Raw genomic sequence first — 23,467 nt, 5'->3', positions numbered from 1 at the left:
GGCCGCGGGCAGGCGGTGGGTGCGCGGCAGCCGGGGCCCGGCTCATCGCGGGAGCGGGACCTCCACGATCTGCGGGCCGTCGACGGGGGCGGTGAGCGCCTGGTCGAGCGCGGAGCGGGTCGTGGCGACGACGTGCCCCCACCCGTAGGCCCCCGCGAGCTGGGCGATGTCGGCGGACTGCGGCGTGTACTGCACCCGCGTCATGGCGTCGGCGCCCGCCGCGCGCGCGACCTCCAGCCCGTCGAAGATCGTCCCGCCGCCGTCGTTGCCGACGACGACCTGGATCCGCGGGCGCGCCTCCGCGTCCGGGAGGAGGAGGGATCCGACGTCGTGGAGGAACGCGAGGTCGCCGAGCAGCACGCGCGTCACGCCGGGGCCGCCGCCCGCGGCGAGGGCCAGCGCCACGCCGAGCCCCGTCGCGATCGTCCCGTCGATGCCCGCGAGCCCGCGGTTCGCGTGCACGCGCACGCGCTTGCCGGACAGGACGTCGTCGGCGACCCGCACGAGGCGACTCGAGCCGAACACGAGCCGGTCGTGCGGCCAGGTGGCGCGCCAGAGCCCCGCGACGAGCTGCGCGCGGTCGAGCGGCGTGCGCACGGCCGCGAGCTCGGCCCGCACGGCCCCGAGGCGCTCGCGCGGTTCGTACGAGGCGAGCCCCGCGATGTCGGGCGCCGGGGTGTCCAAGTCGGTCGTATGCGCGCGCGAGAACGCGGCCCATGCCTGAAGCCAGGCGCGGTCGGGCTCCCCGGTGGCCACCGCGACGGCGTCGGCCTGGCGGGTCGCGCCGTTGAGGTCGAACGCCACACCCGTGCCCCGCAGCGCGACGACCTCGACGTCGGGGCGCGAGAGCAGGCCGGTCGCCTCGCGGGTGAGCGTCGGGTGCCCGACGACGACCGCGCGCTCGACGCGCCCCCCGAGGGACGGATCCGCCAGCGCGGCCCGCGCGCCCTGCACGACGCGCCGCCCGAAGCGCGCGCCGCTGACGATCTCGGCCACGAGCGGCCAGCCGCCCTGCCGGGCGATGAGCTCGGCGTCCTCGCCCGCGCCCTCGCCGGCCACGACGATCGTGCGCGGGCCCTGCTCGAGCGTCACGGGGGCGGGCGGATCCGGGATCAGCGCCCGCGCTATCCGGAGCGCCTCCGCATTTCCCCCGCCGTCCGCGAACCACTCCGGGAGCGGGCCCGCGAGCGGCTCCACGAAGGGCAGGTTGAGGTGGGCCACGCCCTGCACGGACTCCCCCGCCGCCGCGACGAACGCGCGCGCCGCGAGCTCGACGAACGCGCCCTCGTCGCCGCCCGCGGGTACCGGGGCGTCGACCGCGAACCGCGCCGCCTCGCCGAAGATCCCGGGCTGGGCGGTGGTCTGGTTCGCCCCCACGCCGCGCAGCTCCGGCGGGCGGTCGGCCGTGAGCAGCAGCAGCGGGATCCCCGAGTGGTGCGCCTCGAGCGCGGCGGGCAGGAGGTTCGCGACCGCCGTGCCGGAGGTGCAGATGACGGCGGCGGGGACGCGGGTCTCGCGCCCGATGCCGAGGGCCGTGAACCCCGCCGAGCGCTCGTCGATGCGCACGTGCAGGCTCGCCCGCCCCTGACGCTCGAGCTCGGCGGCCGCGAGCGCGAGCGCCTGCGAGCGGGATCCGGGGCTGACGACGAGGTGTCGCACGCCGAGCGTGACGAGGGCGTCGAGCAGCGCGGCCGCCGCGGCCGAGGCCGGAGACGCGGGGGCGCCCTCAGGCGCGGTCATCGCGCCGATCGTCCGCGTCGTCTTCGCCCCGCTCGTCGCCGGGCTCCGAAGCGTCGCCGTCCGGGGCGTCGTCGTCCGAGGCCGCCGCGTCGCGCGCGTCCTCCTCGCCGCGCGCGGGCCCGTCGAACTGGGCCTCGAGGTCTGCGATATCGTCGGCGTCTTCGCCGCGCGCGGGGCGCTCGAACTGCTCCTCCGCGTCGAGCATCGCGAGCTCCTCCTCGAGCCGACGGATCCGCTCGTCCGCCGCCGACAGGAAGCCCTGGTCGTCGTCCGGTCCGACGGGACCCGTGGCGACGGGCCGTTCCTGGCCCGGGCGCGCGCGGCCGATCGTCCACCACAGGATCCCGCCGATCACGGGGACGAGGGTGATGACGACCCAGGCACCCTTGGAGACGCCGCGATGGCGGGTGTCGGGCTGGACGGCGCAGTCGACGATGCTGAACACCGTGAAGACGACCGCGGCCACCGCGAGGACGATGAGAAGACGGGCCACCCCCTCATCCTACGAGGCGTCGCGGGCGGGCGGATCCGGGCCCTACAGCTCCGCGTCGTGCTCGATCGGCGAGAAGGTCGCGGGCGCGTCGCTCGGGGCGGCGTCCACCGTCTCGGTGGCGTCGTCCTCGCCCGTGATGCGCGCGACGGCGTCGTCGAACTGGCGGCGCAGGGCGGCGCGCCCCGCCTCGCCGTCCCCCGCGCGGATGGCGTCGATGAGCGCCCGGTAGGTCGTCGAGACCGTGCGGCGCACGTGGTACCCGTCGGGGGCACTGAGGCTTGCGATGCGGGTCTCGGCGAGGAGCGTCTCCATCGTCCGGAGCAACCGCGGCGAGTCGATGAGCTCGACGAGCGTGCGGTGGAAGGCGATGTCGGCGTCGCCGATCACGATCGCCTCGTCCCCCGTCGACACGGCGACGAGGCGCGCGAGCGCGGCCTCGAGCTCGGCGACCGCGACGACCGCGGGCTCCGCGGCGAGCCGCGTGACGGCGTGCGCCTCGACCGCGTAGCGCGCCTCGTAGAGGTCGGGCACCTCGGCGACCGGGATGCGGCGCACGCGCAGGCCGCGCCCCGGGATCGACACGAGCAGCCCCTCCTGCACGAGGCGCTGCGCGGCCTCCCGGAGCGGCCCGCGGCTGACGCCGAGCTGCGACGCGATCTCGATCTCGCCGATGGGCCCGCCAACCGCGAGGTGCCCCTGGAGGATCGCCTTGCGCAGCTCGATGACGATGAGGTCGACCGTGGACATGCGCGCCACCGGGACGACCGAGCGCGCGGCGTGCGTGTGCGACAGCGAACCCCTCATGACAGGGCCTTTCTTGTGCGGACTGGAACCGTCGTGACATTCTCCCACGTCCGAAAGTCTGCATGATTGTCGACATTCCGACAATTGGATTGCCCTCACGTCGACACTGTGGCAGTGTGGCGACGTTCCTGCCGCGGCGCCCCGCACCGGCGCGCGGCTCCACAGCGAGAGGAATCTCATGACCCCCAGGCGCACGCTTACGACGACCAGCCTCGCCGGGCTCGGCATCCTTGCCCTCGGCCTCGCCGGCTGCACCTCGACCGCCCCCGACGGCGACGACGCCGGCAGCACGCTCGAGCGGCTGCAGGAGGACGGCACCATCACCCTCGCGATCGCGTCCGAGCGCCCCTACTCGTGGGTCGACTCCTCGGGCGAGCCCACGGGCGCCACGATCGCCATGCACGAGGCGATCTTCTCCGCCCTCGGCATCGACAACATCGAGGTCGAGGAGGTGGCCTGGGACAACCTCATCCCGGGCCTGAACGCGGGCCGGTGGGACGCCGTCAGCGCCGGGATGTCGATCCTCCCCGAGCGCTGCGAGCAGGCAGCCTTCAGCGACCCCGAGATCATGTACACGACGGCGCTCGCCGTGCCGACGGGCAACCCGCAGGGCCTCAGCGACCTCGATTCGGTCGCCGCGGCCGACGGCGTCACGCTCGCCGTGCAGTCCGGCGCGATCGAGGACGGCTACGCCGAGGAGCTCGGCATCACGGACGTCGTCGAGGTCGACTCGGCGACGAACGGCCTCGAGACCGTGCAGTCCGGGCGCGCCGACGCGTTCGCGCTGACGGCCGTCTCGCTCAACTGGATGACCGAGGACATGGACGACCTCGAGACGACGACCGCCTTCGTGCAGAGTCTCGACGGCGTGGAGCAGGTCGGCGCGGGCGCCACGGTCTTCCGGCCGGGCGACACCGAGCTGCTCGAGGCCTACAACGAGGAGCTCGCGAACATCACGGGCGACGAGGCGGCGTACCTCGACCTCGTCGAGCCGTTCGGCTTCACGGCGGAGAACCTGCCGCCCGCCGACCTGACGACCGAGCAGCTGTGCTCGGGCGACCTGTCCTGACGCGCGGGACCACCCCCTCGTGACCGACGACTTCGCTGCGCTGGGCGCCGCGCTGCCCCGGATCCTCGACGGCCTTCTCATCACCGTCGAGCTGACCCTGGGCGGCGCGGCCCTCGCGCTCGTCATCGCCATCGCGCTCGGGCTCGCCGCCCGGGCGCGCAACGTGGTGCTGCGCGGATCCGCCCGCACCGTCATCGAGTTCTTCCGCGGCACGTCGCTGCTCGTGCAGCTGTTCTTCCTCTTCTTCGTGCTGCCGCTGCCGCCGTTCTACCTCGAGCTCGAGCCCGTCGCGGTCGGCATCGTCGGCCTCGGGCTGAACTACGGCGCGTACGGCGCCGAGGTCGTGCGCGGATCCATCAACTCGGTCCCCGCGGGCCAGTGGGAGGCCACGACGGCGCTCAGCATGTCGCGCAGCCAGCGCATGCGCCGCGTGATCTTCCCGCAGGCGTGGGCGCTCATGCTGCCCTCGCTCAACAACCTCCTCATCCAGCTGCTGAAGGGGACGGCCGTCGTCTACCTCATCACGATCGTCGACCTCACCGCCGAGCTGAACCGACTGCGCGTGGACACCGACGTCTTCTTCGCCTACTCGTTCGGCCTCATCGTGTACTTCCTGCTCGCGTCCGTCCTGTCGTTCGGCATGTCGCTCCTCGAGCGCCGCGCAAAGCATCGGCTCGGTCGCGGGGACGCGCCCCGCGGGATCTTCGGATCCGCCCGCTCCGCGAAGGGGGCGAACGCCTGATGGCCGGCGACACCCAGCTCTGGAACTGGGAGCACGCGTGGGCCGCCCTGCCCGACATGCTGTGGGCCTTCCTCACCGTCACGCTCGTCGTGACGATCGCCGGCAGCGCGATCGCGGCGGTGCTCGGGCTCGTGATCGCGCTCGTGCGGCGCTCCGCTCCCCGCCCCGTCGCGGGCGTGGTCACCTTCGTCATGGACTTCATCCGCATGACGCCGCTCGTCGTGCAGCTGTTGTTCGTGTATTTCGCCTTCACGAGCCTGGATCCGCTCGTCATCGGGATCGCCGTGTTCGGGATCCACTACGCGACCTTCATGGCCGAGGTCTACCGCGCGGGCATCGAGTCGGTGCCTTCCGGGCAGTGGGAGGCGGCGACCGCGCTGTCCCTCCCCCGCCGGCGCACCTGGACGGCGGTCGTCATCCCGCAGGCGGTGCGGGCCACCGTCCCCGCGCTCGGCAACTACGTCATCTCGATGTTCAAGGAGACGCCGTTCCTCGCGGCGATCGCCGTCACCGACATGGTTCGCGCCGCGCAGCTCTACGGCGGCGAGAACTTCCGCTACGTCGAGGCCATCACGCTCGCGGGCGTGCTGTTCCTCGTCGCGAGCTATCCCACCTCGTTGCTCATCGCGCGATTGGAGAAGCGCCTTGCCTACTGACCTCCCCACCCACACGGGGGCGATAACGCTCGCGGACGGCGACGTCCCGGCCATCCGCTTCCAGAACGTCGTGAAGCGCTTCGGCGACAACACCGTGCTCGACGGGCTCGACTTCACGGTCCGCAAGGGCGACCGCGTGACGCTGATCGGCCCGTCCGGATCCGGCAAGACGACGATCCTGCGGCTCGTGATGACCCTCGAGGAGGCGACCGACGGCTACATCCTCATCGACGACCAGCCGCTCACGCACGTCCTGCGCGGCGGCCGCCGCGTCGCGCTCAAGGACAAGCACCGCACTCGCATGCGCACGCGCATCGGGATGGTCTTCCAGCAGTTCAACCTGTTCCCGAACATGACGGTGCTGGAGAACATTATCGAGGCGCCCGTGCACGTCCTCGGCCGTTCGAAGGCCGAGGCGACGGCGCGCGCGCACGAGCTGCTTGAGCAGGTCGGGCTCCCCGACAAGGCGAACGCGCACCCCACGTCGCTCTCGGGCGGTCAGCAGCAGCGCGTCGCGATCGCCCGCGCGCTCGCGATGGATCCGGAGATCCTGCTGCTTGACGAGGTCACGAGCGCGCTGGATCCGGAGGTCGTCGGCGAGGTCCTGCAGATCCTGCGCGACATCGCCGAGACGACCGACGTCACGATGCTCATCGTCACCCACGAGATGCAGTTCGCGCGCGACGTGTCGAACCGGGTGATGATGTTCGACGGCGGCCGCATCGTCGAGGAGGGCGAGCCCAACGAGATCTTCCAGAACCCCCAGGAGGAGCGCACCCGCGACTTCCTCTCAGCGGTGCTGTAGCCGCGGCTGGGACAATGGGCGCGTGAAGCTCCGGTCCGTTCTCTCCTACTCGCTCCTGCGCCTGGCGTTCTTCGCCGTGCCGCTCGGGGTCATGCTGTTGTTCCCCGTGTTCTGGGACCTGTGGTGGCTCGCGGTGATCTTCGCGACGCTCATCGGGCTGAGCCTGTCGATCATCTTCCTCGGCGGGAAGCGCGCGGAGGTGTCCGCGGGCCTCGCCGACCGGCAGGCGCGCCGGCAGACCCCGACCGCGCGCGAGGTCGACGACCAGGTCGAGGACGAGGCGAACGCCGAGGCGATGCGGGAGTCCGGATCCGAGGATCCGCGGGCGTAGCCCGGCTCAGCCGACGAACCCCCAGGCGAGGAAGACGCCCACGATCGGCGAGGAGATCGAGGTCAAGGCGAGCGCCGTGACGAGCTCGCGCGGGGTCTTGTAGCTCCACACGATCGCGATGGCGGGGCCGGCGGTCAACAGGCCGAAGAAGGCCAGCCAGGCGATGGGATAGAACACCGCCAGCCACGCCACGATGCCGAAGGCGCCGGCGAGGAGCACGGTGTAGAGAATCTGCGTGCCGCGGCGACCGATGACCACCGACAGCGTGCGCTTGCCGGCCGTGCGGTCCTGCTCGATGTCGCGCAGGTTGTTCGCCAGCAGCACCGCGCAGGCGAGGAGCCCCGCGACGACGGCGCCGAACCACGCCTCCTGCGGGAGGTCCTGGGCCTGGACCCACGTCGTTCCGAGCGTCGCGACGAGGCCGAAGAAGACGAAGACGAAGACCTCGCCGAGCGCGTTGTAGCCGTAGGGGCGCCGGCCGCCCGTGTAGAACCAGGCGGCGACGATGGAGGCGGCCCCGACCGCGAGCAGCCACCACTGGCCGGTGCGGATCACGATCGCGAGCCCCGCGATCGCGGCGAGGCCGAAGAAGGCGAGCGCCACGGCGAGGACCCGGCGCGCGGGGATCCGGCCCGAGGCCGTCAGGCGCGCGGGGCCGACGCGGAAGTTATCCGTGCCCTTGACCCCGTCCGAGTAGTCGTTCGCGAAGTTCACGCCGATCTGGAGGAAGACGGCGACCGCGAGGCACGCGAGCGCGATCATCCCGTGGAACAGGTGCTGCGGATCCGCGAGCACGGCGGCGCCGGATCCGATCACGACGGGCGTCACCGCGAGCGGCAGGGTGCGCAGGCGCGCGGCGCCGATCCAGTCGCCGAGCGTCACGGGCCCGGCGGGGCCGCCCTCGGCGCGGGCGCGCTTGGCCGGGTTACCGCTGACGTGCCAGGTGTTCTTCGCGTGTGCCACGAGGAGCCATGCTACGCGGCCAGCATGTCGGTCAGCGCGCGGCGGTCCGGCTTTCCGCTCGCGAGCCGCGGCATCGCGGCGACCGTCACGACGCGGTCGGGCCGGGCGGGCTTGCCGATCGCGCGCTCGGCGGCGGCGCGCGCCGCGGCCAGGGCGCCGTCCGGCGCCGCGCCCTCGACGACCACGACCGGGGTGGCGCCCCAGCGGGGGTGCGGCGCGCCCACGACCACGGCGGCAGACAGCCCCGGCACCTCGCGCACGGCGTGCTCGACGCGATCGAGCGAGACGTTCACGCCGCCCGAGACGATGACGTTGTCGATGCGCCCCGTCACCGTCACGACGCCGCCCGAGAACCCGCCCGCGTCGCCCGTGCGGTACCAGCGGACACCGGACGGATCCGTCACGAACGCCGCGGCGGTGCGCTCCGGGTCGCCGAGGTAGCCGTCGGCGAGGGTCGGGCCGGCGATGCGCAGCTCGCCGCCCACGGCCCCGGCCCGCACCCCGTCCAGGGGGACCCCGTCGTAGACGCACCCGCCGCTCGTCTCGGTCGAGCCGTAGGTGCGCACGACCCGCGCGCCAAGCGCGAGCGCGCGGTCCCGCAGCGCGTCGGGCAGGCGCTGCCCGCCGACGAGGATCGCCTCGAAGCCCGCCAGCGCGGCCGCCGCGCGCGGATCCCGCTCGGCCGCGTCGACGAGCGTGATCAGCTGCGCGGGCACGAGCGAGGTGAAGGTCGGCACGCGCGCGCCGCCCTCGAACGAACGCATGCCGCTCGCGGCATGGACGAACGCGTCGGCCGTGAACCGGCCGGCGAGGATCGCGGGATCCCGGCCCGCGACGAGCGCGCGGACCATGACCTGGACGCCGGCGATGTACCCGCCCGCGAGCGGAAGGAGCCACTGCCCCTCGCCGATGCGCCGGGCGGTCGCGAGTGCGGAGGAGGTCAGGGCCGCGCGCGAGAGCGCGACCGACTTCGGCACGCCCGTCGAGCCGGACGTCGTGAGCACGACGGCCGTTCCCGGCGGGACCTCGCGCGCGAGGCCCGCGGAGGCGCCGAGCGCGACCGCGGGGCCCGCCCCCAGCACGGCGCCGCGCAGCGCCCGCAGCACGACCCGCGGGTCGTCGGACGAGACCGGTTCGAGCCGCATCAGAAGTGGTACGGGAAGGCCGACCAGTCGGGGTCGCGCTTCTCGAGGAACGCGTCGCGCCCCTCGACGGCCTCGTCCGTGCCGTACGCGAGCCGCGTGGTCTCGCCGGCGAACAATTGCAGGCCCGCGAGGCCGTCGTCCGCGGCGTTGAAGGCGTACTTCAGCATGCGGATCGCGGTGGGCGACTTCGTCAGGACCGTCCGCGCCATCGCGATCGCCTCCCGCTCGAGGTCCGCGTGGGGCACGACCCGGTTGACCGCGCCCATCTCGTAGGCGCGCTGGGCCGAGTACTCCTCCGCGAGGAAGAACACCTCGCGCGCGAACTTCTGCCCGATCTGCTTGGCGTAGTAGGCGGATCCGTAGCCCGCGTCGAAGGATCCCACGTCGGCGTCAGTCTGCTTGAAGCGGCCGTGCTCGCGCGAGGCGATCGTCAGGTCGCACACCGCGTGCAGCGAGTGCCCGCCGCCCGCCGCCCAGCCCGGGACGACGGCGATGACGACCTTCGGCATGAAGCGGATGAGGCGCTGGACCTCAAGGATGTGAAGGCGCCCGGCCCGCGCCGGGTCCGTGACGGCCCGCTCGTCGTCGGAGTACTTGTAGCCGTCGCGCCCGCGGATCCGCTGGTCGCCGCCCGAGCAGAACGCCCAGCCGCCGTCCTTCGGGCTCGGGCCGTTGCCCGTCAGGAGCACGCACCCGATGCGCGGATCCGTGCGCGCCGATTCGAGGGCGCGGAACAGCTCGTCGACCGTGCCAGGGCGGAAGGCGTTACGCACCTCGGGCCGGTCGAACGCGATGCGGGCGATGCGGCCGTCGGGCGAGACGTGCGCCGTGATGTCGCGGAAGTTCTCGGATCCGGGCGCGGCCTGCCACGCGTCGGGGTCGAAGATGTCGGAGACGGTGCGGGAAGTCACGCCCTCCAGCCTATTCCCGCGGCCCGCTGCAGTCGCGTGAAGGGGATCGCGGCCACCCACACGCCGCCGCCGATCACGAGCGCCCCCACCGCCACCCCCGCGACGCGCACGGCCAGGCCGTCGGAGGATCCGAACACGAGCTGGGTGAACCGCGGGTCGATGACGCGGCCCGCGGACAGCGCCATCGACGCCGCGAGGCTCGTCGCGAGCACGACGCTCGCGTGCGCGAGCGCGGCGCGGCTCGTCCACCCGCCGCGGCGCGACGCGCGCGCCCACAGCCAGACCGCGAGGGCCATGCCGACGAGCCCCGCGCCGAGGCCGAACGGCCAGAGCGCCGGGTTCAGCACCCCGATGCGCTCCCCCGTGGCCGGATCGACGGCGACGCCCGCGGCGAGATCGACGAGGGTGAAGACCACGACGAGAGCCGTCGCGGCCGCAAGAACCGCGACGTCGCGCGGGCGCGCGGTCGCCTGTGCGGGCGCCGTGCGCCCCGAACTCCCCCGAGTCATTGGGAAGTAGTCTGACCCGCCCCGCGAGCCGAAGCCCGCCGGAACACCAGAATTTCACCCTCGTCTCACCCGGCGATCCCCCGCGGGGCCGCCCGCGCGCCATCATGGATCCATGACCCCGCTGCTGTCGCTCGCCGAGATCCTCGAGACCGTCCGGGTCGTGTCGCTGCCGCTGGCGCGCCGGTTCCGCGGCGTCACGGTGCGCGAGGCGGCGCTGTTCGAGGGGCCGGAGGGCTGGGGCGAGTTCTCGCCCTTCCTCGAGTACGGCCCGGCCGAGGCCGCGTCGTGGCTCGCCGCAGCGATCGACTTCGCCGCCGCGCCGCAGCCGGCCGCGCACCGCGACCGGATCCCCGTGAACGCGACGATGCCCGCGGTCGACGCCGCGGACGTGCCCGCCGTCCTCGCCCGCTACGACGGCTGCCGCACGGTCAAGGTCAAGGTCGCCGAGCGCGGGCAGGCGCTCGCGGACGACGTCGCCCGCGTCGCCGCGGTGCGCGAGGCCGTCGGCCCCGAGGGCCGCGTGCGCATCGACGCCAACGGCGGGTGGAACGTCGACGAGGCCGAGCGCGCCCTGCACGCCCTCGCGCCCTACGACCTCGAATACGTGGAACAGCCCTGCGGATCCGTCGCCGAGCTCGCCGAGATCCGCGAGCGCCTGGCGGACTGGGCGATCCCGGTCGCGGCCGACGAGTCGGTCCGCAAGGCCGAGGACCCGGTCGCGGTCGCCCGCGCGGGGGCGGCCGACATCGTCGTCGTCAAGGCGCAGCCGCTCGGCGGGGCGCGCCGCGCGCTCGACATCGTCGAGCGCGCGGGGCTGACCGCCGTCGTCTCCTCCGCGCTCGACACGAGCGTCGGCCTCGCGCAGGGCGCCCACCTCGCGGCCGCGCTGCCCGCGCTCCCCCACGACTGCGGGCTCGGCACGGCCAGCCTCCTCGCCGCCGACGTGACGGCGGATCCGCTACGCGCCGAGGCCGGATCCGTCCCGGTGCGGCGCGTGGAGCCGGATCCGGCGCTCCTGAACGACCACGCGGCGAGCGCGGACCGCGAGGAGTGGTGGCGCGGGCGGATCGCCCAGGCGTACGCGGTGCTCGCGGGTTAGCTGGCCCGGCCGTTGCGGGCGTCGCGCCAGGCGATCCAGCGCGCGACCGCGTCGAAGTCGAGGTCGGGGCCCGTGATGCCGAGCGTGAACAGCCGCACGCCGGCATCGAAGAGCGCCTGGGCGTCGCCCTCGTCGCGGCCTTTGAGCTCGTTGGAGATCACGAGGCCCGAGGCGTCGCCGCCGTCGGTCTCCGCCCATCGGTCGATGACCGCGAGCTTGTGCACAAGCTCCTCGGGCGAGACGAAGCTGTGCCAGATGTCGGCGTGGCGGGCGACGATGCGCAGCGTCTTCTTCTCGCCGGCGCCGCCGATGAGGACGGGGATCTCGCGGGTGGGCGCGGGGTTGAGCTTCTCCCACCGGCGCTCGATGCGCGGCAGGGCGTCCGCGAGCGCGTCCAGGCGCGCGCCCGCCGTGCCGAACTCGTAGCCGTACTCGTCGTAGTCGCGCTCGAACCAACCGGATCCCGTGCCGAAGATGAAGCGGCCCTCGCCGCCGCGCGCCGAGATGTGGTCGACGGTGCGGGCCATGTCGGCCTGCAGGTCCGCGTTCCGGTAGGAGTTGCAGTTGACGAGGCAGCCGAACTCGACGCGCTCGGTCTGCTCGGCCCAGGCGGAGAGCATTGTCCACGCCTCGAAGTGCAGGCCGTCGGGCTCGCCGCTCAGCGGGTAGAAGTGATCCCAGTTGAACAGGACGTCGACGCCCATGTCCTCGAGGCGGGCGACGGCGTCGCGGATGGTGGCGTAGGAGGAGTGCTGCGGCGCGATCTGCACGCCGAGCCGGACGGGGGTGTCGGTGAGGGCCATGCCGACAGGGTATGGCCCCGCGGGCGGGGCGGGGCGGATCCGGCTACACCTCGACGAGGAGGCGCACGACCCCCGCGACCGCGTCCGCGCGCACGCGGGTGCTCTCCGCCTCGCCCAGGCGCTCCACGACCACGCGCTCGCTCACGTCGCTCCACACGGCGAGGATGATGCGCGTCGCCTCGAGCGCGGGCACGCGCAGGCGCAGGCCGCCGCTGATCAGAATCTGCTCGACGATCTGCGCGATCTCGCGCGTCATGCCCGCGTTCCACTCGGCGAGCATCGCGCCGAGCCGCTCGTCCCGCATCGCCTGGGCGGTGATCTCCGCCGTCAGCTGCACGGTGAACGCGTCCTCCCCCGCGGCCCCGAGGAGCCGGACGAGGGTGTCCATGTCGTCGAGATCGAAGGGGCCCTGCACGGCCGCGGCGCGGGCGTGCACGGCGGCGAGCGCATCGTGGGCGCCGCGGCGCGCGAGCTCGAGGAAGAGCTCCTCCTTGCTCGCGAAGTTCGAGTAGAACGCCCCGCGCGTGAAGCCGGCGCGCTCGCAGACGGCCTCGACGGACGCGGATCCGAGCCCCACCTCCGCGAACACGGCGGCGGCCGCGTCGAGGAGCCGCGCCTTCGTCGCCTCGCGGCCGCGCATTTTCGGCGGATTCATAGCCGGCGGGGTGCGTTCGTCACTCACGCCGACTACGATACACACTTGTATCGGATACAACGGTGTATCGGACCTGTCCCTCGTTTCCCAGGACCGAAAGGCCTCTTCCGTGTCCACCCTGCTGTCGTCGCTCGGACGCTGGTCGTACCGCCACCCCTGGCGCGTCCTCACCACCTGGCTCCTCCTGCTCCTCGTCGTCGGCGCGGGCGCCGCGGGCCTCAACAAGGGATTCGACAACTCGTTCGAGATTCCCGGCACCGAATCGCAGGAGGGGCTCGAGCAGCTCACGCGCACCTTCCCGCAGATGGCCGGCACCTCCGCGCAGTTCATCGTCGTCGCGGCCGACGGCGACGAGATCACGGACGACGCCTACCGCGGCCCGATCGAGGACACGATCGACGCGCTCGGCGACGTCGACGGGATGTCCTCGGCGACCTCCCCCTACAGCGACCTCGTCGACGGCCTGATCTCCGACGACGGCGCGGCGGGCATCGCCCAAATCCAGCTGGAGGGCCAGGCGACCGCGATCACCGACGCGCAGAAGGACGCCATCACCGACGACGTGCACGCGCTCGCCGACGAGCTGCCGGACGGATCCGTCGTGAAGCTGGGCGGCGAGCTGTTCGCGACAGAGCTCCCCGCGCTGTCGATCATCGAGGCGCTCGGCGTCGTCGTCGCCCTCATCGTGCTCATCGTCACCTTCCGCGCCATCGCGCTCGCGGGCCTCCCGCTCGCCGTCGCCCTCATCGGCGTGGGCGTGTCGCTGCTCGCGATCGTGCTGTCGACACAGTTCGCGACGGTCAGCTCCACGACCCCCATGCTCGCGCTCATGCTGGGGCTCGCGGTCGGCATCGACTACGCCCTGTTCATCGCGGCACGCCACCAGGACCAGGTGCGCGACGGCGTGCCGCCCGAGGACGCGGCCGCCCGCGCCACCGGCACCGCCGGATCCGCCGTCGTGTTCGCGGGCGTCACGGTGCTGATCGCCCTCATCGGCCTCGGCTTCGCCGGGATCCCCTTCCTCACGACCATGGGCATCGCGGCCGCCGTCGCCGTCGCCGTCGCGGTCGCCATCGCCATCACGCTCACCCCCGCCCTCCTCGGGTTCGCGAAGGGCCGCGCCGTCGGGCGGCCGCGGAAGAAGCGGCTCCTCGCCGACGGATCCGTCGCCCCCGGCTTCGCCCGCCGCTGGGTCGAGACGGTCACGAAGCACCCCGTCGTGACGACGGTCGCGATCGTCCTCGGCCTCGGCATCGTGGCGATCCCCGCGACGCAGCTGCAGCTCGCGCTCCCGAACGCGGGCGTGCTCGCCGAGGACAGCGAGGCGCGTCAGGCCTTCGATCTCACGGGCGAGTACTTCGGCGACGGCGTCAACGGCCCGCTCATCCTCACCGGCACGATCGTCACCTCCGACGACCCGCTCACCCTTATGGAGGACCTGGGCGCCGAGGTCGAGGAGATCGACGGCGTCGCGGAGGTCGCGCTCGCGACCCCCAACGAGACCGCCGACACGGGCATCGTGCAGATCATCCCCGAAACGGGGCCCTCGGATCCCGCCACGAGCGACCTCGTGCGCGAGCTGCGCTCCCACCACGACGAGTGGCTCGACGAGTACGGCATCGACCTCGCCGTCACGGGCTTCACCGCGGTGGCGATCGACATCTCCGACCAGCTCGCGGGCGCGCTCGTGCCGTTCGGCGTCTTCGTCGTGGGGCTCTCCTTCATCCTCCTCACGATCGTCTTCCGCTCGATTTGGGTCCCGCTAAAGGCGACCCTCGGCTACCTCCTGTCCGTCCTCGCCGCGTTCGGCGTCGTCGCCGCGGTCTTCGAGTGGGGCTGGGGCGCGGATCTCCTCCACGTCGCGAAGACCGGCCCCGTCATCGCCTTCATGCCGATCGTCGTCATGGGCGTGCTGTTCGGCCTGGCCATGGACTACGAGGTCTTCCTCGTGTCCCGCATGCGCGAGGACTACGTGCACGCGTCCCGCCGCCTCGGCGCCACGCGCGAGGTCGCGGTCGAGGCCGTGCGCTCGGGATACACCGCCTCGGCGCGCGTGGTCACCGCGGCCGCCGTCATCATGTTCGCGGTGTTCGCCGCCTTCGTGCCCGAGGGCGACAGCAACCTCAAGCCGATCGCGCTGGCGCTCGCCGTCGGCATCGCCGTCGACGCCTTCGTCGTGCGGATGACGCTCGTTCCCGCCGTCATGGCGCTGCTCGGAACGAAGGCCTGGTGGATGCCGCGCTGGCTCGGCACGCGCCTGCCGGCGCTCGACATCGAGGGCGAGGCGGTCGAGCGCGAGGAACAGCTCGCCGAGTGGCCCGAGAACCGCGCCGGCGTCGAGGTGGCGGCCGACGACCTCGCCGTCTCGGGCGACGACGGCCCCCTCGCCGAGGGCGTGTCCCTGCGCGTGGCGCCCGGCGAGGCGCTCCTTCTCCGCTCCGAGGATCCGCGCGCCGGCCGCGCCGTGCTCCTCGCGATCGCGGGCCGGCTCGCGCCCGACGAGGGCACGCGCCTGCGCGTCGCCGGGCACCTGCTCCCCGGCCGCGGCGCCTGGGTCCGCGCCCACGTCGGCGTCGCGCGCTTCGGCTCGGGCGACGCGCGAGACGCCGTCCGCGGCGCGCTCGCGGGCGACGCGCGCCTCGTCGTGCTCGAGGGCCTCGACCGCCTCTCCGCCGACGACGCCCGAGGCGTGGCGGCGGCCCTATCCGGCGCGCGCACCGGATCCGCGGATCCGCTCACGGTCGTCGCCTCCGCCGCCGATCCCGCCCGCGGCCTCGCCCTCCTCGCCGACGCCGGTTGGCGCGGCGCCCCCGTTCTCGACGTCACGCCGCGCACCGCGGCCTCCGAGGTGATCTGATGACCACGCACATCGAACGCGCCGGCACGAAGCGCCCCGTCACGTGGGCGACGATCCTCGGCGTCCTCCTCCTCCCCGCCCTCATCGGCGGGATCCTCGTCGCGGCGCTCTACAACCCGACCGACCGGCTGGACAACATGTCCGCCGCGATCGTCAACCTCGACGAGGGCACCGAGATCGACGGTCAGCAGGTCCCGCTCGGGCGTCAGCTCGCGGGCGGCCTCGTCGAGGGCTCCGACGAGGTCGACAGCAACATCGACTGGGTCATCTCCAACGAGGAGGACGCCGCCGACGGCATCGCGGACGGCACCTATCAGGCCGTCGTCACGATCCCCGAGGACTTCAGCGAGGCGGCGATGTCGTCGGCGAACGCGCTGTCCGGATCCGCGGATCCCACGGAGGCGACCATCGAGGTCACCACCGCCGACGACGCGCGGATCGTCGACGGCGCGATCATGCAGCAGGTGTCGACGATCGCCGCCGACGCGATGGGATCCCAGCTGTCCTCCGCCACGCTCGAGAACGTGTTCGTGAGCTTCACGACGCTCGGCGACCAGCTCGGCAACGCCGCCGACGGCGCGACGCAGCTCGCCGACGGCGCGGGCGAGGCCGAGGACGGCGCCGATCAGCTGGCCGACGGCATGACCCAGCTCTCCGGCGGGATCGGCGAGCTCGCGGCCGGGATGACCCAGCTGGCCGACGCCGCCGCCGAGGCGGCATCCGGCGCGACGACGCTCGGCGACGGCACCGTCGAGATCTCCGACGGCGCCGCGCAGCTCGCCTCCGGCGCCGACCAGCTCACCGACGGCGCCGGGGCGCTCGCGGGCGGGCTGCAGCAGGTGGACGACGGCCTGAACGGCACCGCGGACCAGCCCGGGCTCGTCTCGGGCGCCGAGCAGGTCTCGGACGGCGTCGCCGCCCTCTCCGCGGGCCTGAACGGCACGGGCGAGACCCCCGGCGTGGCCGACGGCGTGGCGGGGATCGCGGACGCGCTGACCGCGCTCCTGGCCGGCCTCGACGGCGACGGCACGGCCGCAAACCCCGGCCTCGTCGCCGCGTCGGAGGGGGTCTCCGCGGGCGTCGCGGGGATCGACGACGCGCTCAACGCGGGCGGGCTCTCCGACGGCGCGGCCGGCGTCGCGGCGGGCACCGCCGGCCTCGCCGACGGGCTGTCGGGGCTCGACGAGGACGCGACGGCGCTCTCCGGATCCCTCGCGGACCTCGCCGCGTCCTGCGCGGCCGAGGGCGGCAGCGCCGACTTCTGCGCGCAGCTCGCCGACGCGCAGGACGCGGCCGGATCCGTCGCCGCATCGACCACCGCGCTCGCGGGCACCGCGAGCGACACGAACGCGGGCGCGCAGGAGGTCGCGACCGGCGTGGCCGGGATCGCGGGCATGACCGGCCAGCTCCGCACGGGCGCGACGGGCGTCGCGGACGGCACGGCCCAGCTGCGCGCGGGCGTCGCCGAGGCCGAGCCCGGCGCCTCCGAGCTCGCCGACGGCGTGAGCGCGCTCGCGGACGGCGCCGCTGAGCTCGCCCCCGGGGCGGCACAGGTGTCGGGCGGGCTCGCGCAGCTCGCCGCGAACATGCCGGCGCTCGTCGAGGGCGCCTCGGGGATCGCGACCGGGACGAGCGCGCTGTCGGAGGGCGCCTCGGGCCTCGCGACGGGCGCGGCGCAGGCCGCGGCCGGCACGTACTCGCTCGCCGACGGCATCGCGCAGCTCGGCACCGCGACCGGCGAGGCCGCGAGCGGCACCGGCGAGCTCCAGAGCGGCGCGGACGAGCTCGCCGACGGCACGAGCGAGCTGGGCGACGGCGTCGGCCAGCTGAGCGACGGCGCGGCCGAGCTCGGCGATGGCCTGACGCAGGCGACCGAGCAGCTGCCGAGCTTCACCGACGACGAGGCCGCCGACCTCGCCGGCGTCGTCGCGAGCCCCGTGAGCGCGGGCAGCTCCGGGCTGGCGCTGTTCGGCGCCTCCGCGATCCCGCTGCTCGCGGCGGTCGTGCTGTGGTTCGGATCCCTCGCCACCTTCGTCGCTCTGCGCCCCGTGACGGCGGGGGCCCTCGCCTCGCGCCGCAGCTCGTTCGCCCTCGCCGCGCGGGCGCTCCTCCCGGGCGCCGCGATCGGCGCCGTGCAGGGCGTCCTCGTCGCGGGCATCATCGTGCTCGTGAGCGACTACAGCCCCGGCGTCGCCTGGGCCGTGACCGGTCTGTCCGCGCTCATCGGCGTCTGCTTCGCGGCGATCCACCAGGCGCTCGTGGCCGTCCTCGGCGGCGCCGGGCGCTGGGTCGGCGCGCTCGTCGGCGCCGTCGCGGTCGCCGTCGCGATCGTGTCGACCGTGCCGGGGGCCCTCGCGGGCCTCGCGGGCGCTCTCCCCACGGCCCCCGCGATCGACGCCCTCCTCGGCGCCGTCACGTCCGGACCCGTCGGCGGATCCGTCGCCGCGCTCGTGACCTGGGCGGTGCTCGCGCTCGTGGCCACGATCGTAGCCGTGCAGGTGCGCCGCACCACCTCGGCCCGGGCGGTGCTCGCGGGCGCGTAGCGCCCCGACCCCCGGGGCCGGGGCCGGGGCCGGGGCGGGGGGCGGTGCGCCGTGCTCGGGTCGCGCAAACGCACCCCCGCGGGCCGGATCCGGGTGCATATGCGCGACCCGAACCGGGGGCGCCACGCTCGCGTCGCCCAAATGCACCTTCGCGGGGCGGATCCACGTGCATACGCGCGACCCACAGCGGGGCGCGGCGCCCCGCCGCCCCCACACCCCGCCAGGACAAACCGGCCCGCGCATGCCCGGCCCCCCGGCGGGGGTTCCGCGCTCAAGTCGCGCATATGGACCTTCGCGGGACGGATCCACGTGCGTATGCGCGATCCGGGACCAGGACGCCGTGCTCGGGTCGCCCGAATGCACCTTCGCGGGGCAAATCCACGTGCATATGCGCGACCCGAAGCGGGGTGCGACACCCCGCCGCCTCCACGCGCCGCCAGGACAAACCGACCCGCGCATGCCCGGCCTCCGGCGGGGGTTCCGCGTTCAAGTCGCGCAAATGCACCTTCGCGGGCCGGATCCGGGTGCATACGCGCGACCCGAAACCGGGACGCCGTGTTGAATTCGCACGAACGCACCCTCGCGGGGCGGATCCACGTGCATACGCGCGATACGGAGCGGGGTGCGACGCGCCGCCAGGACAAACCGCCGCCAGGACAAGCCGAGCCGCGCATGCCCATCCGAGGCGAGGGTTTCGCGCTCAAGTCGCACAAACGCACCTTGACGGGCCGGATCCAGGTGCATACGCGCGATCCGAAACCGGGCCGCGGTGCTCGGGCCTCCCAAATGCACCTTCGCGGGGCGGACCTCCGTGCATATGCGCGATCCGGAGCGGGGTGCGACCCCGCGTCGCCCGAGTGCACCTTCGCGGGCCGGATCCAGGTGCATACGTGCGATCCGTAGCCAAGGCGCCACACCCACGTCGCCCAAACGCACCTTCGCGGGGCCGGTCCACGTGCATATGCGCGACCCGAAGCGGGGTGCGACGCGCCGCCAGGACAAACCGACCCGCGCACGCCGGCCCGAGGCGCGGGTTCCGCGCTCAAGTCGCGCAAATGCACCTTCGCAGGCCGAATCCCCGTGCATACGCGCGATCCGAAGCTGCGGCACTGTGCTCGGGTCGCCCAAATGCACCTTCGCGGGGCGGATCCGGGTGCATATGCGCGATCCGACGCGGGCCGCCGTGATCGGGTCGCACAAACGCACCTCCGAAGGGCGGATCCAGGTGCATACGCGCGACCCGAAACCGGGGCGCCGTGCTCGGGTCGCGCAAACGCACCCTCGCAGGCCGGACCCGGGTGCATATGCGCGATCCGAAGCCAGGGCACCACACCCACGTCGCCCACACGCACCTCCGCGGGCCGGACCCCCGTGCATACGCGCGACCCGACACGCGGGACGCCCCCTCCCGCGGGCAGCGGGAGGGGGCGTCCGGACGAAACTACGCCGCGACGGGGGCCGTGCGGCGGGATCCGATGGCTTTGAACGCCGAGACGGCCACGCCGCCCACGATCGTGCCCGCGGCGAGCGCGACGAGGAAGCCCCAGATCGGCGTGATCGCGAAGAACACGAACACGCCGCCGTGCGGCGCCTGCGACTGGACGAGGAAGAGCATCGACAGGAAGCCGGTGACCGCCCCGCCGAGCATCGAGGCGGGGATGACGCGCAGGGGATCCGCGGCGGCGAAGGGGATGGCGCCCTCCGAGATGAAGGACAGGCCCATGAGCCAGGCGGCGACGCCGTTCTCGCGCTCGGCGGGCGAGAACCGGCCGCGCGCGAGCACGGTCGAGGCGAGCGCCATCGCGAGCGGCGGCACCATGCCCGCGGTCATGACCGCCGCCATGATGTAGTACGGCACGGGGTTGTCGGCCGACGCCTCCCCCAGGGAGGCGACCGCGAACGCGTACGCGACCTTGTTCACGGGGCCGCCGAGGTCGAAGCACATCATGAGGCCGAGGATGACCCCGACGAGCGGCAGCAGGCCCGACGCGGCGAGGGTGTTGAGGCCCTCCGTGAGAAGGTCCATGAGCGCGGCGATGGGCATGCCGAGCACGAGCAGCAGCAGGCCGGAGGCGAAGGCAGATCCGAGGAGCGGGATGATCGCGACGGGCATCAGCCCGCGCAGCCACCGGGGCACCGTGAGGGTGCCGAGCCACCACGCCGCGAGGCCCGCGAGGAGGCCGCCAGCGATGCCGCCGAGGAAGCCCGCGCCCATGAGGACGGCGACGGATCCCGCGACGAACCCGGGGGCGATGCCGGGGCGGTCGGCGATCGCGAACGCGATGTAGCCGGCCAGCGCCGGCACGAGGAACGCCATCGACGCGTTGCCGATCGCGAACGCGAGCGCGCCGAGGTACTCCGCCAGCCCGCCGTCCGGCAGGTTCCACAGGGCGTTGCCCACGGCGATCTCGTTCGCCGTTTCGTTGATCTGGAAACCGCCGAGGAGGAAGCCGAGCGCCATGAGGAGCCCGCCGCCCGCGACGAAGGGGATCATGTAGCTGACGCCGGTCATGAGGATCCGCTGGATCCGCTTGCCCCAGCTCTCCGGCTCGCCGGGCGCCGCGGCGGAGGTGGCGGCCTCGCCCGAGACGCGCTCGGCGGACGGATCCGTGGCCGCCTCGGTCGCGAGGCGGATAAGGTCGGCGGCGTGCTCGATTCCCGCCTTGACGGGCCGGCGCACCACGGGCTTCCCGGCGAAGCGCTCGGGCTCGCGCACGTCGACGTCGACCGCGAAGATCACGGCGTCCGCCTCCGCGATCTGCGCGGGGGTGAAGCGCGTGAACCCGCTGGATCCCTGCGGCTCGACGGCGAAGTCCACGCCCTGGTCGGCCGCGGCCTTCGTCAGCGCGTCGGCGGCCATGTACGTGTGCGCGATGCCGGTCGTGCAGGCCGTGACGGCGAGGATCCGCGGGGCCGAGGAGGCCGCCGCGCCCGGAGCGAGCGCCGGTTCGGCAGGGGCCTCGGGGGCCTCGGGGGCCTCGTCGGACGCGGCGGGGGCCTCGCCCTCGCCGATCGCCGCGCGCACGATGCGCACGGCCTCCTCCGGCGTGGCGGCGGCGCGCAGGGCCGCCGTGAAGTCGTCGTCCATGAGGTGGCGCGCCAGCTGCGACAGGACGGCGAGGTGCTCCTCCGCCGCGGTGTCCGGCGCGGCGATCATGAAGACGATGTCGCTCGGCCCGTCGAACGAGCCGAAGTCGACGGGCGGGTCCAGCCGCGCGAAGGCGAGGGAGGCCGCGGTGACGGTCGCGGCCTTGGCGTGCGGGATGGCGATGCCGCCGGGCAGGCCCGTGGCATCCTTCTCCTCGCGCGCCCAGGCCGCGGCGAACAGCGCGTCGGCGTCGCCCGCGCGGCCCTCTCGGACGAATCGGGCGGCCAGGGCGCGCAGCACCTGCTCCTTGTCGGCGCCGATCTCGTCGTCGAGGCTGACGAGCGCCGGGGTGATGGTTGACATCTCGGGGGTCCTTTCGGGGGCTAGGCCAGGGCGGCGACGGCCACGTCGCCGGTCGGGAGGTCGGCGGGCGCCGCGAGTTGCGTGCCCGGGAGGGAGGCGGTGGCGGATCCGTACCGCACCGCCGAGACGAGGCGGGCGGCGGCGGGGAGGCCGGCCGCGTCCGCGTGCAGGTAGCCCGCGAGCGCGCTGTCGCCCGCCCCCACGGTCGAGCGCACGGCGACACCTGGTGGGATCGGCGCGTGGAGCGCCTCGTCGGCCGTCACGAGCACCGCGCCTGCGCCGCCGAGCGTCACGAGCGCCGCGCCCACGCGGCCCGGCACGATCTCGCGCGCGAGGAGCGCGACCGCCTCGGGGAGCGCCGCGTCCGGCAGCGCCCGCCCGGCGAGCTCGGCGAGCTCGTCCTCGTTGGGCTTGATGAGGTCGGGGCGGCCCGCAGCGACGGCCCGCGCGAGCGCGGCGCCGGAGGTGTCGACCGCGATCCGCGGCGGCCGCGCGACGCGCTCGCGCACGGCCCGGATCACGTCCACGTAGAAGTCCTCCCCGGCGCCCGGCGGGAGGGATCCGCACAGCGCGAGCCAGCCCGCATCGTCCCGCGCGCACACGGCGACGACGGCGTCGATGAGCGCCCTGCGGGTCGCCTCGTCGAGGGGCGCGCCCGGCAGGTTGATCTTCGTCGTCGTGCCCTCGGGATCCGTCAGCGTGATGTTCGCGCGCGCGTTCCCCGAGACGGGGACGGCCACGGTCGGCAGGTCGCCGCCGAGCGCGGTCGCGTACGGATCCGCGGGCGAGAGCGGGAGCACGCCGCGCACGGCGTCGCCGGCGGCATCGAGCACGCGCGCGACGTTGATGCCCTTACCGGCGGCGTCCTCCCGCGCGCCGGAGGCGGGCTGCACCTCGCCGACCGCGAGCGGGCCGGGCAGCTCGACCGTGCGGTCGAGCGAGGGGTTGGCGGTCAGCGTGACGATCATGTCGTCGCCTCCTTCTCGGGGGCCGGGGCGGCCCACACCTCGACGTCGTGCTCCGCGAGCGCCGCGGCGAGCGCGCCCTCCGGCGCCTGATCGGTCGCGATGGCGTCGACCTCGTCGAGGCCCGCGAAGCGGTGCAGCGACTCGGAACCGAACTTCGACCGGTCGGCCACGACGATGACGCGGCGCGCGGCGCGCACGATCGCCCGCTTCACGGCGGCCTCGTCGCCGTCGGGGGTCGACAGCCCGAAGTCGGCCGAGATCCCGTTCACCCCCACGAGGGCGACGTCGGGCCGGATCCCCGCGATCTCGCGCACGGTCTGCGCCCCCACGGCGGCGCCGGTCAGCGCGCGGATCCGCCCGCCGAGGAGCGTGAGCGCGACCGCGCCGGTCTCCGCGAGCGCGGCCGCGTGCTGCACGGCGTGCGTGACGATCTCGGCGCGGCCGCCGGACAGCCGGCGGGCGAGCGGATCCAGGAGCGCGCCGGTCGTCGTGCCCGCGTCGAGGAACACGGACCCCGCGAACCCGTCGGGGATCCGGCTCGCCACGACCTCGGCGAGGCGGCGCTTGGCGTCGCCCGCGACCTGGCGGCGCTCCCCCACGGCACGCTCGACGAGGCTCGCGCGCTCGGGCGCGATGGCGCCGCCGTGCACGCGCCGCAGCGCCCCGGCCTCCTCGAGCGCCTGCAGGTCGCGGCGCACCGTCTCGGTCGTGATGTCGAATCGCGCGGCGATCTCGCGCACGGAGATGCGGCCGGCGTCGGTCACGGCGCGCGCGATGAGGCCCTGTCGCTCCTCTGGGTACATGCGTCCTCCTTTGGACGCCACCCAGATTACAACGCACTTCCACGCAAAACAACACATTCACAGAAATGCCGGCACGAAAAAGCCCGCGGCGGGGACCGCTCCGGTCCCCGCCGCGGGCGA

The 23,467-nt window shown here is 74.1% G+C and carries 20 protein-coding genes; 8 read left to right on the top strand and 12 right to left on the bottom strand.

The window, feature by feature from the left end:
* Window positions 1–42: 42 nt before the first annotated feature.
* Genes menD through G8E01_RS12320 form a run of 3 tightly spaced genes read right to left on the bottom strand, consistent with a single transcriptional unit; the run spans window position 43 to window position 3,037 of the window.
* On the bottom strand, window positions 43–1,740 hold the full coding sequence (gene menD, locus G8E01_RS12330) for a 2-succinyl-5-enolpyruvyl-6-hydroxy-3-cyclohexene-1-carboxylic-acid synthase (RefSeq protein ID WP_166320279.1): 1,698 nt from the start codon (window positions 1,738–1,740) through the stop codon (window positions 43–45).
* Window positions 1,727–2,233 carry a PLDc N-terminal domain-containing protein gene (locus G8E01_RS12325; protein ID WP_166320277.1) on the bottom strand — a complete coding sequence of 169 codons (507 nt, stop codon included), beginning with the start codon at window positions 2,231–2,233 and terminating at the stop codon, window positions 1,727–1,729. Before G8E01_RS12325 ends, menD begins: the two co-directional genes overlap by 14 nt.
* A gap of 42 nt (window positions 2,234–2,275) precedes the next feature.
* A complete protein-coding gene (locus tag G8E01_RS12320; protein ID WP_166320275.1) occupies window positions 2,276–3,037 on the bottom strand; it encodes a GntR family transcriptional regulator in 762 nt (253 codons plus the stop codon).
* 178 nt (window positions 3,038–3,215) lie between these two features.
* On the opposite strand from G8E01_RS12320, the gene G8E01_RS12315 reads away from it, so the two are divergent.
* Genes G8E01_RS12315 through G8E01_RS12295 form a run of 5 tightly spaced genes read left to right on the top strand, consistent with a single transcriptional unit; the run spans window position 3,216 to window position 6,640 of the window.
* Window positions 3,216–4,106: a transporter substrate-binding domain-containing protein gene (locus G8E01_RS12315; RefSeq protein ID WP_166320273.1), complete on the top strand. Its 891-nt coding sequence runs from the start codon at window positions 3,216–3,218 to the stop codon at window positions 4,104–4,106.
* A 19-nt stretch (window positions 4,107–4,125) separates the two neighbouring features.
* A complete protein-coding gene (gene ehuC / locus G8E01_RS12310) occupies window positions 4,126–4,848 on the top strand; it encodes an ectoine/hydroxyectoine ABC transporter permease subunit EhuC (protein WP_166320271.1) in 723 nt (240 codons plus the stop codon).
* On the top strand, window positions 4,848–5,504 hold the full coding sequence (gene ehuD / locus G8E01_RS12305) for an ectoine/hydroxyectoine ABC transporter permease subunit EhuD (protein WP_155047985.1): 657 nt from the start codon (window positions 4,848–4,850) through the stop codon (window positions 5,502–5,504). The genes ehuC and ehuD overlap by 1 nt, the downstream gene beginning before the upstream one ends.
* A 22-nt stretch (window positions 5,505–5,526) precedes the next feature.
* Window positions 5,527–6,309: an ectoine/hydroxyectoine ABC transporter ATP-binding protein EhuA gene (ehuA, locus tag G8E01_RS12300; RefSeq protein WP_338100827.1), complete on the top strand. Its 783-nt coding sequence runs from the start codon at window positions 5,527–5,529 to the stop codon at window positions 6,307–6,309.
* Between the two features lie 22 nt (window positions 6,310–6,331).
* Window positions 6,332–6,640: a DUF4229 domain-containing protein gene (locus G8E01_RS12295; RefSeq protein WP_166320269.1), complete on the top strand. Its 309-nt coding sequence runs from the start codon at window positions 6,332–6,334 to the stop codon at window positions 6,638–6,640.
* A gap of 6 nt (window positions 6,641–6,646) precedes the next feature.
* Here G8E01_RS12295 and G8E01_RS12290 read toward each other — a convergent pair whose 3' ends face one another.
* From G8E01_RS12290 to G8E01_RS12275, 4 genes are read right to left on the bottom strand one after another with little or no spacing between them, the layout of a single operon-like run.
* Window positions 6,647–7,603: a 1,4-dihydroxy-2-naphthoate polyprenyltransferase gene (locus G8E01_RS12290; RefSeq protein WP_166320267.1), complete on the bottom strand. Its 957-nt coding sequence runs from the start codon at window positions 7,601–7,603 to the stop codon at window positions 6,647–6,649.
* Window positions 7,604–7,614: 11 nt separating this feature from the next.
* Window positions 7,615–8,748 (bottom strand): AMP-binding protein, encoded by a 1,134-nt coding sequence (locus G8E01_RS12285; protein WP_166320265.1) that lies wholly within the window; start codon window positions 8,746–8,748, stop codon window positions 7,615–7,617.
* Window positions 8,748–9,659 (bottom strand): 1,4-dihydroxy-2-naphthoyl-CoA synthase, encoded by a 912-nt coding sequence (locus G8E01_RS12280; RefSeq protein ID WP_338100820.1) that lies wholly within the window; start codon window positions 9,657–9,659, stop codon window positions 8,748–8,750. The genes G8E01_RS12285 and G8E01_RS12280 overlap by 1 nt, the downstream gene beginning before the upstream one ends.
* The gene (locus tag G8E01_RS12275) at window positions 9,656–10,168 is read right to left on the bottom strand and encodes a hypothetical protein (protein WP_166320261.1); all 513 of its coding nucleotides are present in this window, start codon (window positions 10,166–10,168) and stop codon (window positions 9,656–9,658) included. The genes G8E01_RS12280 and G8E01_RS12275 overlap by 4 nt, the downstream gene beginning before the upstream one ends.
* A 112-nt stretch (window positions 10,169–10,280) precedes the next feature.
* Between G8E01_RS12275 and G8E01_RS12270 the strand changes: the two genes are divergently transcribed.
* Window positions 10,281–11,267: an o-succinylbenzoate synthase gene (locus G8E01_RS12270; protein WP_166320259.1), complete on the top strand. Its 987-nt coding sequence runs from the start codon at window positions 10,281–10,283 to the stop codon at window positions 11,265–11,267.
* Here the strand turns inward: G8E01_RS12270 and G8E01_RS12265 are convergent.
* Both G8E01_RS12265 and G8E01_RS12610 read right to left on the bottom strand, forming a co-directional pair.
* Window positions 11,264–12,070 (bottom strand): LLM class F420-dependent oxidoreductase, encoded by an 807-nt coding sequence (locus G8E01_RS12265; protein ID WP_166320257.1) that lies wholly within the window; start codon window positions 12,068–12,070, stop codon window positions 11,264–11,266. The genes G8E01_RS12270 and G8E01_RS12265 overlap by 4 nt on opposite strands.
* Before the next feature lie 43 nt (window positions 12,071–12,113).
* Window positions 12,114–12,752: a TetR/AcrR family transcriptional regulator gene (locus G8E01_RS12610; protein ID WP_338100819.1), complete on the bottom strand. Its 639-nt coding sequence runs from the start codon at window positions 12,750–12,752 to the stop codon at window positions 12,114–12,116.
* A gap of 82 nt (window positions 12,753–12,834) precedes the next feature.
* Between G8E01_RS12610 and G8E01_RS12255 the strand changes: the two genes are divergently transcribed.
* Both G8E01_RS12255 and G8E01_RS12250 read left to right on the top strand, forming a co-directional pair.
* Entirely contained in the window at window positions 12,835–15,582 is a 2,748-nt protein-coding gene (locus G8E01_RS12255) for an MMPL family transporter (RefSeq protein WP_166320255.1), read from the top strand.
* The gene (locus G8E01_RS12250; protein ID WP_166320253.1) at window positions 15,582–18,125 is read left to right on the top strand and encodes a YhgE/Pip domain-containing protein; all 2,544 of its coding nucleotides are present in this window, start codon (window positions 15,582–15,584) and stop codon (window positions 18,123–18,125) included. The genes G8E01_RS12255 and G8E01_RS12250 overlap by 1 nt, the downstream gene beginning before the upstream one ends.
* A 1,441-nt stretch (window positions 18,126–19,566) precedes the next feature.
* Here the strand turns inward: G8E01_RS12250 and G8E01_RS12245 are convergent.
* From G8E01_RS12245 to G8E01_RS12235, 3 genes are read right to left on the bottom strand one after another with little or no spacing between them, the layout of a single operon-like run.
* On the bottom strand, window positions 19,567–21,576 hold the full coding sequence (locus tag G8E01_RS12245; RefSeq protein WP_166320251.1) for a PTS fructose transporter subunit IIABC: 2,010 nt from the start codon (window positions 21,574–21,576) through the stop codon (window positions 19,567–19,569).
* A 20-nt stretch (window positions 21,577–21,596) separates the two neighbouring features.
* Window positions 21,597–22,544 carry a 1-phosphofructokinase family hexose kinase gene (locus tag G8E01_RS12240; RefSeq protein WP_166320249.1) on the bottom strand — a complete coding sequence of 316 codons (948 nt, stop codon included), beginning with the start codon at window positions 22,542–22,544 and terminating at the stop codon, window positions 21,597–21,599.
* Window positions 22,541–23,347, bottom strand: coding sequence for a DeoR/GlpR family DNA-binding transcription regulator (locus tag G8E01_RS12235; protein ID WP_166320247.1), 807 nt, complete (start codon window positions 23,345–23,347; stop codon window positions 22,541–22,543). Before G8E01_RS12235 ends, G8E01_RS12240 begins: the two co-directional genes overlap by 4 nt.
* Between the last annotated feature and the right edge of the window lie 120 nt (window positions 23,348–23,467).

Origin of the sequence: Microbacterium excoecariae (assembly GCF_011326725.1) — a bacterium.
In the GTDB taxonomy this organism is placed as follows: Bacteria; Actinomycetota; Actinomycetes; order Actinomycetales; family Microbacteriaceae; genus Microbacterium; species Microbacterium excoecariae.
This window is presented reverse-complemented; position numbering and strand designations above follow the sequence as displayed.

Excerpts from the sequence above, each read along its gene's own strand:
- menD (WP_166320279.1), bottom strand. The coding sequence starts at position 1,740 with ATGACCGCGCCTGAGGGCGCCCCCGCGTCTCCGGCCTCGGCCGCGGCG.
- G8E01_RS12320 (WP_166320275.1), bottom strand. The coding sequence starts at position 3,037 with ATGAGGGGTTCGCTGTCGCACACGCACGCCGCGCGCTCGGTCGTCCCG.
- G8E01_RS12315 (WP_166320273.1), top strand. The coding sequence starts at position 3,216 with ATGACCCCCAGGCGCACGCTTACGACGACCAGCCTCGCCGGGCTCGGC.
- ehuD (WP_155047985.1), top strand. The coding sequence starts at position 4,848 with ATGGCCGGCGACACCCAGCTCTGGAACTGGGAGCACGCGTGGGCCGCC.
- G8E01_RS12285 (WP_166320265.1), bottom strand. The coding sequence starts at position 8,748 with ATGCGGCTCGAACCGGTCTCGTCCGACGACCCGCGGGTCGTGCTGCGG.
- G8E01_RS12275 (WP_166320261.1), bottom strand. The coding sequence starts at position 10,168 with ATGACTCGGGGGAGTTCGGGGCGCACGGCGCCCGCACAGGCGACCGCG.
- G8E01_RS12270 (WP_166320259.1), top strand. The coding sequence starts at position 10,281 with ATGACCCCGCTGCTGTCGCTCGCCGAGATCCTCGAGACCGTCCGGGTC.
- G8E01_RS12265 (WP_166320257.1), bottom strand. The coding sequence starts at position 12,070 with ATGGCCCTCACCGACACCCCCGTCCGGCTCGGCGTGCAGATCGCGCCG.
- G8E01_RS12250 (WP_166320253.1), top strand. The coding sequence starts at position 15,582 with ATGACCACGCACATCGAACGCGCCGGCACGAAGCGCCCCGTCACGTGG.
- G8E01_RS12245 (WP_166320251.1), bottom strand. The coding sequence starts at position 21,576 with ATGTCAACCATCACCCCGGCGCTCGTCAGCCTCGACGACGAGATCGGC.
- G8E01_RS12240 (WP_166320249.1), bottom strand. The coding sequence starts at position 22,544 with ATGATCGTCACGCTGACCGCCAACCCCTCGCTCGACCGCACGGTCGAG.
- G8E01_RS12235 (WP_166320247.1), bottom strand. The coding sequence starts at position 23,347 with ATGTACCCAGAGGAGCGACAGGGCCTCATCGCGCGCGCCGTGACCGAC.